The organism is Metabacillus litoralis (genome assembly GCF_007994985.1).
GTDB lineage: Bacteria > Bacillota > Bacilli > Bacillales > Bacillaceae > Metabacillus > Metabacillus litoralis.
In genome coordinates this window covers 227355-240029 of sequence record NZ_VOQF01000001.1, presented here as the reverse complement: position 1 = coordinate 240029, position 12675 = coordinate 227355, and the positions used below count along the sequence as shown (strand labels likewise).

The 12675-nt window shown below is 31.7% G+C and carries 17 protein-coding genes; 15 read left to right on the top strand and 2 right to left on the bottom strand.

Features of this window, described 5'->3' with window-relative positions:
- Window positions 1-35: 35 nt before the first annotated feature.
- The 12 genes from FS935_RS01250 to FS935_RS01195 all read left to right on the top strand — a co-directional run bounded on the left by FS935_RS01250 (window position 36) and on the right by FS935_RS01195 (window position 9070).
- Window positions 36-251, top strand: coding sequence for a hypothetical protein (locus FS935_RS01250; RefSeq protein WP_146945713.1), 216 nt, complete (start codon window positions 36-38; stop codon window positions 249-251).
- 104 nt (window positions 252-355) lie between these two features.
- Window positions 356-757: a hypothetical protein gene (locus FS935_RS01245; RefSeq protein ID WP_146945712.1), complete on the top strand. Its 402-nt coding sequence runs from the start codon at window positions 356-358 to the stop codon at window positions 755-757.
- A gap of 90 nt (window positions 758-847) precedes the next feature.
- Complete coding sequence (locus tag FS935_RS01240) at window positions 848-1309, top strand: hypothetical protein (RefSeq protein ID WP_146945711.1); 462 nt, start codon at window positions 848-850, stop codon at window positions 1307-1309.
- Between the two features lie 203 nt (window positions 1310-1512).
- The gene (locus FS935_RS01235) at window positions 1513-1725 is read left to right on the top strand and encodes a hypothetical protein (protein WP_146945710.1); all 213 of its coding nucleotides are present in this window, start codon (window positions 1513-1515) and stop codon (window positions 1723-1725) included.
- 104 nt (window positions 1726-1829) lie between these two features.
- Complete coding sequence (locus FS935_RS01230; RefSeq protein ID WP_146945709.1) at window positions 1830-2411, top strand: DUF4256 domain-containing protein; 582 nt, start codon at window positions 1830-1832, stop codon at window positions 2409-2411.
- A 268-nt stretch (window positions 2412-2679) separates the two neighbouring features.
- A complete protein-coding gene (locus FS935_RS01225; RefSeq protein ID WP_146945708.1) occupies window positions 2680-2877 on the top strand; it encodes a DUF2281 domain-containing protein in 198 nt (65 codons plus the stop codon).
- Window positions 2870-3205: a type II toxin-antitoxin system PemK/MazF family toxin gene (locus tag FS935_RS01220; protein WP_146945707.1), complete on the top strand. Its 336-nt coding sequence runs from the start codon at window positions 2870-2872 to the stop codon at window positions 3203-3205. Before FS935_RS01225 ends, FS935_RS01220 begins: the two co-directional genes overlap by 8 nt.
- Before the next feature lie 337 nt (window positions 3206-3542).
- A complete protein-coding gene (gene vanR / locus FS935_RS01215; protein WP_146945706.1) occupies window positions 3543-4241 on the top strand; it encodes a VanR-ABDEGLN family response regulator transcription factor in 699 nt (232 codons plus the stop codon).
- Window positions 4234-5316 carry a sensor histidine kinase gene (locus FS935_RS01210; RefSeq protein ID WP_146945705.1) on the top strand — a complete coding sequence of 361 codons (1083 nt, stop codon included), beginning with the start codon at window positions 4234-4236 and terminating at the stop codon, window positions 5314-5316. Before vanR ends, FS935_RS01210 begins: the two co-directional genes overlap by 8 nt.
- A 129-nt stretch (window positions 5317-5445) precedes the next feature.
- The gene (locus tag FS935_RS01205) at window positions 5446-6207 is read left to right on the top strand and encodes an ABC transporter ATP-binding protein (RefSeq protein ID WP_146945704.1); all 762 of its coding nucleotides are present in this window, start codon (window positions 5446-5448) and stop codon (window positions 6205-6207) included.
- On the top strand, window positions 6200-8125 hold the full coding sequence (locus FS935_RS01200) for an ABC transporter permease (RefSeq protein WP_146945703.1): 1926 nt from the start codon (window positions 6200-6202) through the stop codon (window positions 8123-8125). Before FS935_RS01205 ends, FS935_RS01200 begins: the two co-directional genes overlap by 8 nt.
- Window positions 8126-8137: 12 nt before the next feature.
- A complete protein-coding gene (locus tag FS935_RS01195; protein WP_146945702.1) occupies window positions 8138-9070 on the top strand; it encodes a metallophosphoesterase in 933 nt (310 codons plus the stop codon).
- Between the two features lie 119 nt (window positions 9071-9189).
- On the opposite strand, the gene FS935_RS01190 is transcribed toward FS935_RS01195, so the two are convergent.
- Window positions 9190-9813, bottom strand: coding sequence for a LysE family translocator (locus FS935_RS01190; protein ID WP_146945701.1), 624 nt, complete (start codon window positions 9811-9813; stop codon window positions 9190-9192).
- A 144-nt stretch (window positions 9814-9957) separates the two neighbouring features.
- Here FS935_RS01190 and FS935_RS01185 point away from each other — a divergent pair, with 144 nt between their 5' ends.
- Complete coding sequence (locus FS935_RS01185) at window positions 9958-10503, top strand: cupin domain-containing protein (RefSeq protein ID WP_146945700.1); 546 nt, start codon at window positions 9958-9960, stop codon at window positions 10501-10503.
- Window positions 10504-10555: 52 nt separating this feature from the next.
- Window positions 10556-11272 carry a GNAT family N-acetyltransferase gene (locus FS935_RS01180; protein ID WP_240050775.1) on the top strand — a complete coding sequence of 239 codons (717 nt, stop codon included), beginning with the start codon at window positions 10556-10558 and terminating at the stop codon, window positions 11270-11272.
- 111 nt (window positions 11273-11383) lie between these two features.
- Here the strand turns inward: FS935_RS01180 and FS935_RS01175 are convergent, their stop codons facing one another.
- Window positions 11384-11836 (bottom strand): AraC family transcriptional regulator, encoded by a 453-nt coding sequence (locus tag FS935_RS01175; RefSeq protein WP_146945699.1) that lies wholly within the window; start codon window positions 11834-11836, stop codon window positions 11384-11386.
- 244 nt (window positions 11837-12080) lie between these two features.
- Between FS935_RS01175 and FS935_RS01170 the strand changes: the two genes are divergently transcribed.
- Window positions 12081-12626, top strand: coding sequence for a hypothetical protein (locus FS935_RS01170; protein ID WP_146945698.1), 546 nt, complete (start codon window positions 12081-12083; stop codon window positions 12624-12626).
- Window positions 12627-12675 lie beyond the last annotated feature (49 nt).

Below are 12675 nucleotides of genomic sequence, written 5' to 3'. Positions count from 1 at the left end.
AACAATACTATTGAAAAGCTATAGGAGTGAGTATGATGAATAACAAATCTCAAAGAAAACGACTTATTACATGGGGACTTATCACCATGTTGTTAATAGCACCACTTTTATCTTGGCTAATCGGAATTATTTACGGGGTAAGTGTTGGAAGTGGTTTTGCTGCTGGAGGGTTAATGGTTATACTGTTTCCTATTATTTTTGTTGTAGGAGTAGGAATGTTGATCAAAGGTTTTATGAAGCCAAAACATTAAAATGACTTCAAGTAAAAGATGCGCTTGCACAATAAGGAAGATAACACTTCTTTCACTTTAGCAGAATTTACATATGATGAAAATGAGTAGAATCGAGGTGTATGATGAAACAATTTACAGTTCTTTTATTTTCTTTACTCATATTAGTAGGCTGTAATCAAAGTAGTGGTGTTCAAGAAAATATTGAATTAGAGAAATCAATTTATGAAATAGTAGAGGACGAAAATAATAGTGAAATTAGAATAGATTCTTTGACAAGCTTTAACTGGGATAAAGCAATAGTCTTTCCACCTTATACGACACATGAAACAATTAAAGAAAAGTTAGGTGTTGATTATAAAGACCAAAGTGGTATAGGTAGTAGAGATGATATCTATTTATTGGTTTTTCTTTATGAAAATACCGTTGTTCAATACGCTGAAATACAACGTCAACGATCTGATTTTTCTGTAAAAGAACTTTCTCCTTCTAATGATTTAATAGAAATTATAAGGTATGAAACATAATTCCTATTATAGAAGTTTTGTCAGTTAAGTGTTTAACTATTTCTTAAAACATGAAGTTTTCTTTTGTTGCACTATCAATGGAGATGTAAGATGGATAATAAATGGAAAAGTCTTTTAAGTTATCTAATTTATACTATTGTATTACTTTTAATCATTTTTCTAGGGTTAAAATATCAAGCTGTACTCTATTCTTATAGTAAAGACAGTTATGAGATCTTACCTTACCTTCAATTTAAAGCCATTTTTCCATTAGTTCTAGGTGTTTATTTAGCAATACCTCATTTGATAAAAGCTTCCTTAAAAGCTGGAAAATGGGATATTAATTGGATTAAGTTAATTGTTTTGGGTTTACCATTTTTATATGCTTCTGTTATACCAGTATTGTATTTAACTGAAATGATAAGTGTTGATTTTCTTTTTTTATCTTATATAATGGGTGGGTATTTTGGAAATGGAGCATCAATCACATTTGAAACGATAAACGGAATACTTGCAGGCTATGTTGTTTTTACAAGTATAGATAAAAAGAACAATATACAGGAAGAAAAATAGAAATGAATCATTAGCTTTTCCTGTTACTATCAATCTCTAAATCTAGTTAACCAACATACAGTTTATTGAAGAAATTGAAAGAAAATGTACAACTTAATAACAAGTGCTTCTACTTGTTTATTCTAGATAATTAAGGAGATTTTATTAAAACAGTATATTTATGGTATAAGCATTAAATATATGGAGAGAGGGAACGAAAGTAAGTGAGGAAGAAAGCTATAAAAGTAAATCCAACAGTAACGGTAATCTTTAGTATTGTGGGGATATTATTAGGGATAAGCGGTGTTCATTACATAATTAATGGTCAAGGATTATATGATATCTTAATGGGGATCTCGCTTGTCATTACGGGTTTTATAGGTGGACTTTTAGGATTTTTACAATATTCGCACAATAAAAAAAGTAGGAAGAATTAAAATTTTGCCTACACGCTCAACTTCAAACAGCTATCGAAACGACATACATAGGCAAACAAAAATTATTTTTACATAAACCATCATTAGTAAAAGGAGATTTTAACATGACAGGAAATGAAAAAAGCATTGCTAACAAAGAGATATCACTTCAACAACGTGAAGAATTACTAAGTGCATTAAAAGCACGCTTTGAGAAAAATATGCACCGACATAAAGAACTTGAATGGACTAAAATTCAATCAAAATTAGAAGCAAATACTGACAAACTGTGGTCATTAAATGAAATGGAAAGCACAGGCGGTGAGCCAGATGTTGTTGGTTATGACAAAAAAATGGATGAATACATTTTTTATGATTGTTCAACGGAAAGTCCTAAAGGCCGTAGAAGTGTTTGTTACGACCGCAAAGCGTTAGACTCTAGGAAAAAACATAAACCAGAAAATAGCGCTATGGATATGGCTTCTGCCATGGGAATTGAACTGTTAAACGAAGATCAATATCGAGAGTTGCAGAAGCTTGAAGCTTTCGACTTGAAAACGTCTAGCTGGGTGCAAACACCCTCGGATATCAGAGAACGTGGTGGTGCACTTTTTTGTGATTATCGTTATGGACATGTATTTGTTTATCATAATGGTGCTGACTCCTATTATGGAGCTAGAGGGTTTCGAGGTTTACTAAAGGTCTAATCTTTTTTTGTGGATCTAAAAGAGTATAAAAGAGAAAATGAAAATTTATACACAACCCTTATCCATTAAAGAAACCAACTTGCTCGCGATATCGGATATGACATCTAGTACCTCTTTAAAGGTAGCTGAAAGAAATTGACATAGATACAGACAGAAAATACCTATCATCTTATTGAAGTAACGAGAGATTTACTAAAACATCAATGGTTTGTAGTAATCTAAAATGATATAATTAGATAAAATATTCATGAAAGAGGTGATGGACATCATGAATACTGCTAAGGAACGATTACTAAAGATTATTGAAGAAATTCCAGAGCAAGAAGTCAATAAAATCTTAGACTTTGCTGAATATTTAAAGGCTAAAAAAGCAAAAAGCTTGTCAGAAGATTTAACTAAAGCGAGCGAAAGTAGCATTGATTTTTGGAATAATGATATAGATGATGAGGTTTGGAAGGATGTATAAACAAGGTGATATTGTTTTAATTCCAGTTCCGTTCAGTGACCTATCAAATAGAAAACAACGTCCTGTTCTCATAATATCAAATGATGAATATAATCAGATGCCAGGCGATATTCTTGTTGTTGCTATTACATCACAATTAAAAGATCTTGATTATTCTGTTGTGATTGAACAAAAAGACTTAGAAGAAGGTGCTCTTAAAGTTACATCAGCAGTGAGAGCAGACAAAGTATATACACTTTCAAAAGGAATTATCAGAAAAAGATTTGGCAAGGTGAACGCAGAAGTATTAAATAGTATACGAACTAAAATAGAACACTTAATAAAATAGAATTTAATGCTTGTATAAAAGGACTGCGATAGCAGTCCTTTTTGGTTATAAAATGGAGATTAAATGTTGAAGGGTAATCCTGAAGGTGATGCGTTTGTTGACTTTGTTGTGAATAGTAATGAACATTCCAAGTTAGAGACGTTATCCTTTCTGTGTAATTAGTGTAATATAGCCCTATGTCATTATTTCATCTTGATTTATTCTGCAATAATGCTAAATCATTGAATAAATTACATTCGCACAATGAAGCTTATGACATTATAATAAAATAGATATTTACAACCAATGATTGCTTTTACTTTTGAACTAAACTCTAATGATACTAAGGGGAACTGATATGGAACAAAGAATATTACTAGTGGAAGATGAAGAGGATATTTCCAATCTATTAAAAATCTATCTATATGATGGGGGATACATAGTGGATTTCTTTCATAATGGGCTGGATGCCTTGAATCATATTGAAACACATAATCAAGAATATGATTTAGCGATACTGGATGTTATGGTACCTGGGATAAACGGTTTTGATTTATGCCGAAAAATACGTGAGAAGTATTTTTATCCGATCATTATGTTAACCGCAAAAATAGAGGATATTGATAAAATAACAGGCTTGACGCTAGGTGCGGATGACTACATAACAAAGCCGTTCAATCCGCTTGAAGTAATGGCTAGAGTGAAGACACAATTGCGTAGATATAAGCGCTATAACGAACATTCAGTTAAAGAACAGGTGAATGAGTATGATATTAGGGGCCTTAAAATCAATAAAGCTACTCACACCTGCTCCTTATTCGGTGAGACAGTCGACTTAACACCAATAGAATTCTCGATTTTATGGTATTTATCAGAAAATCAAGGTAGAGTAATACCTTCTGAAGAGCTTTTTGAAAATGTATGGGGAGAAAAATTTATAGAAAACAATAATACTGTTATGGCTCATATTGCAAGATTACGTGAGAAATTAAAGGAACCTGTTAAAAAGCCAAAGTTTATTAAAACAGTGTGGGGAGTAGGGTATAAGATTGAATAAAAAAGCAAAGAAAAAACAAATTGCTATTTATATGATCTCAAGGTTTATTATATATACTCTTTCTTCCTTTACCCTTATCTCTATTTTGTCTATTAGTATCCTAATGTTAGAAGATCACCAGGTTTTTACAGGTGATTTCGGAAATGGTATAAAACGGATTAGTGATCGAATATTTGTTATTGCTCTATTTTTGTTTATTGTTAGTATCTTTCTTATTTTTATCCTTCAATACAGTCAGCTGATCAGGTATACAGCTACATTATCAGCAACTATCGAAACAATAAATTTAGAGAAAAAGCAGGATTTACGACTACCTGCGATATTTAAGAACGTTGAAGAAGGTATTCAAAGATTACAAACAGAGCTTATGGAAAAAGAACGAATAGCAAGAGAAGCAGAGCAACGGAAGAATGATTTAATTGTTTATTTAGCACATGATTTGAAAACACCTATTTCATCGATTATTGGATATTTGATCCTGCTTCGAGATGAGAAAAATATTTCAGAAGAGATGTATCAAAAATTTACTAATGTTGCGATAACAAATGCAGAGCGCTTAGATGATTTAATAGATGAATTTTTTGAGATTACACGCTTTAATTTATCTAATGTTTCATTAAATTACAGCAAAGTAAATATTGGCTTCATGCTTGAACAATTGTGTTTTGAGTTTCAGCCAACATTTCAAATTAAAAACATAACGTATCAATTAGAAGGAAATAAAGATTTAGAGATCGTTTGCGATGCCAATAAAATTCAACGTGTATTTGATAATCTGATTAGTAATGCTGTTCACTACAGCTTTGAAAATAGCGAAATGTCTATTTCTATCAAAGAAGATGCTGATAATGTGGTGATTCAATTTAGTAATGAATGTTACCCAGTTGATCAAGAAAAGCTAAGTCGTATTTTTGAACAATTTTATCGGTTAGATACATCAAGATCTATTAGAGATGGAGGGACTGGTTTAGGTTTAGCAATTGCAAAGCAAATTGTTGAGCAGCATAAGGGTACTATTACAGCTGCAAGCGAGGATCAAAAAATCACATTTACAGTGGTTCTACCACGATCGTAAGGTTTTCGTAAGAATTTTAGAAGAAAAAGAGAAGATTATTGTTATAAAACCCAAATAAACAACACCTTTGTTTTCAGTATGATAAATGTACTGGAACAAAGGTGTTTTTATTTTATTGGAGGGCTAAAGATGGAAATTTTAAACGTTCAAAATGTGAAAAAGGTATATAAACCTAGGTTAGGTGCTAAGGTTGAGGCATTAGTAGATATAAATTTCACCGTCAAAAAAGGTGAATATATTGCGATTATGGGAGAATCAGGATCTGGCAAGACTACTTTGCTAAATATTTTAGCTTCCTTGGATGATGTCACAGAAGGAGAAGTGATGCTAGAGGGAGTGAATTATCAATCTATAAAAAATGAAGAACTGGCTGCATTTCGTCGAAAACATTTAGGATTTGTTTTTCAGGATTTTAATTTGCTGGATCAATTTAACTTAAAGGATAATATTTTTCTTCCATTAGTACTGGCTAATAAATCAGTAAAAGAAATGAATGAAAAAGTAAAACAAATAGCTGTAACGTTAGGAATAGATCATGTGTTGGATAAATATCCTTACGAGGTTTCGGGAGGACAGCAGCAAAGGGCCGCGGTTGCACGAGCTTTAATTACTTCACCGAGCTTGATTTTAGCAGATGAACCTACTGGTGCACTAGATTCTCGTTCAGCAAATGAGCTATTAGATTTATTAGGAAAATTTCACCAAAGTGGGCAGACAATCATTATGGTAACACATAGTGTGTGTGCAGCAAGTAAAGCGAGTCGTGTGCTATTCATTAAAGATGGAAAAATAATCAGTGAAATTCGTAAATCATATAAAGGAGAAGATTTAACACAGAAGATTTTCGACATGCAATCGTCTGCAGTTGCGAAGAGGATCCACAATGAATAACAAACTATATTTTAAATTAGCAGCTACAAACTTAAAAAATAATCTACGAATGTTTCTTCCTTATATCGTAACCTGCATTGTCATTATTGCTTTATTCTATACGATTAACAACTTAGTAAATGCTGAAGCACTAAAATCAATATCTGGTGGAAACTTCACAATCGACGTGATGAAATTTGGAAGCATATTGTTTACTGTTCTTTCCCTGCTTTTCTTAATGTACACAAATAGCTTTATTTTTAAAAGACGTCAAAAGGAAATTGGTCTTTACAATTTATTAGGCTTAGAGAAAAAGCATATAAAAAAAATATTGCTGATTGAAAACTGGATACTTGCATTCATCACAATGTTTATCGGAATTTTAATGGGTACAATGTTCAATCAAATTGTTGGTAAAGCTATGTCAAGCTTGATGAATGTGTCGTTATCAGTAAACGCAATTTCTTTATCGGCAATGATCAAAACAATTGCTACTTATATGATCTTCTTTTTAATCATTTATTTAAGTAACTTAAAGCAAATTCATTCGATTCGTGTGATTGAATTAATGAAGGGTGCTCAAGTAGGAGAGGTCGAGCCAAAGGCAAAGTTTATTTGGGCTTTGCTTGGCGTTATTAGTTTAATAACTGGATATAGTTTATCTTTTAAAGTCAATAATCCGAAAGATGATTTAAATGTGATGTTAATGGTCATTATTTTTGTCATTATTGCATCATATCTACTTTTTATTGCAATCAGTATCGTCGTCTTAAAAATTCTTCGGAAAAATGAGAACTTTTATTATAACAAAAAGTATTTCACATTGATTTCAACGCTGCTTTATCGCATGAAACTCAATGCGGTTGGTTTATCAAATATTGCTGTTTTAAGTACGGCTACCTTGATTGTCATGACAACAACAGTTTCATTATATTTTGGTGTTGATAAAGAGCTAAACAATGCATTTCAGTATGATGTATCTATTGAAAATACAGTAGAAAATCAAACGGAGCAAAAAAAGCTTCAAGAATTTATTGACAGTAATAAGGAGCGTTTTGGTATCGAAATTAAGTCCGCGACATCGTATCGTGGGGGAAAGTATGCAGCAGATTTGACAGGAGATGGAAAGGAAGAATTTTTTCTGCTTTTACCTCTTGAGGATTTTAATAAGCTAACAAAAAGAAATCTCTCTTTAGCTGCAAATGAAGTGCTACTCCTAGAAGATGAAGTAACAGCAAAATTAAAAAGTATCACAGTAGAGGATACTTCGTTTGATGTAATAGATACAGTAAAAGATTTTCCAATCGATACTTCATTAGGAAATAGTGTAGATGCTAATTGGATGTTTGTGATCGCACCGTTAACTGGAGATTTGGCGCTTAAAGTTGGCTTAGAAAATCCCGTTGTCTTTACTATGTTCCAAGATTTTAATATGCAGGGCAGTACAAATGCAGTAAATGAATTTTCTCATGAGATTGCAAAAAAAGCTGAATCTATAGGAAATGTAGATGTCTCATCAAAATCAATTTACAGAGAAACTTTATTAGTGCGTTATGGTAGCTTATTGTTTTTAGGAATGTTTATCAGCATCATATTATTTGCTGAAACAGCGCTAATGATTTTTTATAAGCAGATAACAGAAGGTTATGATGATCGAAAACGATTTTCGATTATGAAAAAAGTAGGTATGAGTGATAAGGAAATACGGAAAACAATTAGAAAACAAACGCTTATTATGTTTTTTGCACCGCTTGCAGTGGCGCTTATGCATTTAGTAGTTAGTCTACAGCTTGTGACGAATATCATAGGAATTGCTATTGAAGATATGGGGCTAATTGTACTAGGTAGTTCTCTTTTTGCAGCTATCATTTATACCGTCATATATGGTGTAACATTTATATTTACAGAAAAAAGCTATAAAAAAATTGTGGGGCAATAGAGGAGAATAACAATGAAAAAAATAAATCCTGTTATGATTGTGGTTGCGTCCGTTATCTTACTTATACTAGGTACAATATGGAGAAATAATTCTGTAGTAGTTGATACTGTGACAATTGACCATGATCGTTTACCAACACAATTTGACAATTATAAAATTTTACAGATTTCTGATTTACATGGAAAAGAGTTTGGTAGAAATCAAGAAAAGCTAGTAGATTTGATTACTAAACAGAAATATGATTTGGCTGTTTTCACTGGAGATTATGCTTCTGATGACGAAGAAGATCTACAGCCTTTAGAAAACATACTGAAGGGCATGCCGAAAAATAAAGAAATGTATTTTATTTTAGGTGATAAAGATGCTGATAACAGTACAGCTGCACTTAAGGAAGGAAATCGCTTTTATGATTTGTTTATAAAATATGATGTTAAGCCACTGTACCCAGGTCAGGAAATAAAGAAGGAAAAGCAGTCAATCTGGCTAAAAACGAATCCATATGTGGTAATAAATGAAGTGGGTGCAAATGAAATTCCAGAGCAATTAATCGAGGCAAGTGATCAGTTTGAAGCTCGCTATAACCAGCAGGAGCATCCATTTACAATTGAAATAGCACATCGTCCCACAGAAATTGACAAAGAAGATTCTTCAATACGTGAATATCGAACATCAGAGTTAAATGATAAAGGAGAAGAATGGAGACATTGGGATATTAGTCTTAATGGCCATACACGTGGAGGTCAATTTCAATTACCAATTATCGGCCCTTTATATGCACCAAATCATGGTTTTCTACCTGGTAAAGTAAATGTTACAGGTGTTCATACTGTTGAAAACCATACACAGTATGTCAACAACGGCTTAGGTGTAAGTGGCCCTTGGTTTGCTCAATTTAGACTATTTAATACACCGAGTATTGGGTTAATTACGTTAAGAGCAAAGTAGTTTTTTTTGAAAAATGCACTTAAATAATCTAGTAAAAAATAATAATAGAAGTAACTTAAAAGATGGTAAATAAACGATAAAAAGCATTGAGTGACCCTCAATGTCTTTATCGTTTATTTTTATTGTTGTTTATCGAAAGCAAGCTTTAACCCAAATCCGATTAAAACAAGACCTGTTGCTTGATCCATTACCTTTTGAACCTTGGGGGACATTAACCACTCGCGTAAATAGTTTATAAAAAAGACATAAATAAAAAACCAAGAAATCGACAAAAGAGTGTAGATAACGCCCATTAAGATAAGTTGCTGTGTGGCGTTTTCTCCAGTTTTAATAAATTGGGGTAAAAATGTTATGAAGAACATTGCTACCTTTGGATTAAGTACATTCGAGAATAAGCCTTGATTAAAAGCTGACTTTTTCTCTTCAACCTGGTGTTGTCTTTCATCAATAGTAGTATCGTTCTTTTTCTTTGAGATGAAAGAAGACAATCCAAGGTATATCAAGTAGATTGATCCAGCATATTTAACAATTTCAAAAGCAACAGCAGATTGCATTAAAATAGCTGAAAGTCCAAAAGCCGCAGCAAATGTGTGCACTAAAGATCCAGTTGTAATACCTAAAGCCATTTTATACCCAGCATTTCTTCCGTCTGAAATTGTTCTTTTCGTGATAAGAGCGGTATCAATTCCTGGGCTCATCACAACAAATAACGAAAGAACAAGAAACGTAAATAGTTCATTCATTTTATCCACTCCCAATGACTTGTTAAATGTGTTCTGTTAAAATTATAATTAATAAATGTTAAATGTAGTTTAACACATACGTAAATAAATTGTTAAATTGAATTTTAAAAAATTAATTTATATTTAATATAAAGGAGTATATAAATGGATAATATTGATATTGGGAAAAAAGTAGAGAGATTCAGAAAAGCTAAAGGGTGGAGTAGTAGGCAATTAGCAAAAATAGCAGAAATTACTCCTTCCATGTTAAGTCAGATTGAACGTGGGTTGGCGAATCCATCGATCCAAACATTAAAGGTTTTAGCTAAATCCCTTGATGTACCAACATTTAGTTTTTTACTTGAAGAATCAAACACGGAGGACTTAGTTGTAAGATCAAATGAACGTAAGAAAATGGTTGTTGAAAACCTATCTTATGAGTTGTTGTCTCCTCATTTTACTGGAACACTGGCAACAGCAATTATGAATGTTCCTCCAAATACATCTTCGTCTGAGAAACTTTTAGAACATAAAGGTGAAGAAGTTGCTTTTGTGTTAGAAGGAAAAATTAAAGTGTTTTTAGATGATAAAGAGTACATTCTACAAACAGGTGATAGTGTGAAAATTCCAGCATTTATGAAGCATAAATGGGAAAATGACTTTACCGAAAATGCAGCTATCCTTTTTTCAGTAACTCCACCTTCTTTTTAAATGAAGAATTGAATTGTTCCAAAATAAAATGGTTTTTTATTAGAGGTTTAAGATGAGAAAATTGGAAGTAGGTGGTTATATTATGGCAATAAAATGGGTAGAAGTTAATAATGAAAATCTATCATACGTTGAACCTGTAATGAAATTATACGATCAAGCTTTTCCTATTGAAGTGAGAGAACCACATAATATTTTTCTAGAAAGTGTACACATAGCTAAGACAAGAAAGAACAATAACTATCACTTCTTAGTAGGGTTAATTGAAGAAGAGCTGGTTTCATTTGCAACGGCTCATTATTTTGCTGAAATAAATTCTGGGTTTGTAGTTTATATTGTCACAAATCCAAAACTGCAAAATGTTGGTGTAGGTTCAAAAACATTAGCAAAAATGGAAGAATTGTTAAATCATGATGCTATCCAAACAGGTAATTCAACAATTAGAGCCATATTCTTAGAAACGGAAACACATGAAATGGCTCACACTGAAGAAGAAAAGAAAGCTTGTATGAAAAGAAATAGATTTTTTTCTAGAAATCACTATGAAAAATACGAAGAAATATCTTATCTTCAGCCACCATTATATGAAGATGAGGAAGCTGTTCCATTAAACCTTTTTGTTAAAAATATAGATAAAATGATTCTTACTAAGCATGGTATAAAAGAAGCGATTAAAACGATTTATGAAGAAAAGTATTTTCTAGTTAATAAAATTGATAAAAATATCTTAAATAACTGTCTTAAAAAAATGAAAATAGAAGATGCTGAATGATTTTAACATTTTCTTGTATAAGAATTTTTCTTACCATCTATGTTCCTGAAGAACAAGAAGCTATCGTCGTTGTTCATAGCAACTTGTTCTTCTTAGGAAAAAGCAATATTTTTATGGTTTAATAGGAATACATATTTCACAATAAGGATTGCTAACTGGATCACCAATGTATTTTTCCATCATTGGTTTGTTTTCCATTTGATACCCATGCATTTGAAGTAATTGAAAAATCTCAGAATATGCTTTTTGAATAGCATCTGCTGTATGTTTTACTTCACAAATCATATACTTTCCACCTGTAAGTTCTCCTTCAGAAACTGAATCATCACAATGAAAATTTTCAGGAATAACTATACAAGCGTCAAATCTACAGTTTTCAGGAAATGTTGTTACTGGATTATCTTGAGCTATTGCAAATAATATCTCAGTATCAAGAAGAAGATTTTTCTCCTTAGCCCAATTTTTTAACTTTTCCATTACTTCCGTGTTAGCAGGACCATAAGGACCAACTCTTCGCATATAAGCAATTCGATCGTTTGATATTGTTTCGATTTTGAAGTTCATAATCTTCCTACCTTTCAAGTCTATATTGGTTTGTTTACCTTTCGAATGTAACATGCTTTAAAAATTTATACATTTTAATTTTTAAAATTTAATGAAATGAAATAGAGTTAGAGAAACTCTGTGACATACGAAAAATTAGACACTATTTTAAAAAGGTTTGTGGTATAAGTAATTGTGTTAAAATTAGGAAAAGTATTTAAATATTGTAAAAGCAGTAGATCTCTAATAAAGGAGAAGTGATGTTGTGAAAAGTTTATTTGTATCTTTTTTCATCCTGATAATTTTGATTGGTTGTTCCAATAGTGATGTGAAACCTACTAGCTCAGAAAACCTGTCTTTAGAACAACAAATCACCAGTATTATGGCAGATAATAAATTAGAAGAAAAAGAAATTATCGATTATGACATAAAAGGTAATTTTATTTATGTCATTTTTAAAAATAACCATATAAATAGCAATAATCATAATCCAGATCTAGTGATTTTAAAGAATAAAAATAAAATATTAGAATGGGTTGCTGGACCTGATGATGTTACGTTATCGCTGTTAGATCAAGAGGTAAATGGAATGATATTTGGAAGAAATGATGGTCCATCTGTAACTCTACTTTTATCAGTTAAACAACCACAGAATTCGAATGTAAAAGGCGTTAAAGTACTTGGAGAGATGGTAAAAGCAGTAACATATATAGAAGAATACACAGAAGATTTTTCTATGCAATATATGTATTGGATTGCCTATACTGAAGAGAATCCTACAGCTGAAGATATAGAAATTATCTTAAAATAATTTTTGGTGGTGTTAGGATGATCAGATTGATTTTTTCAATATACTATAT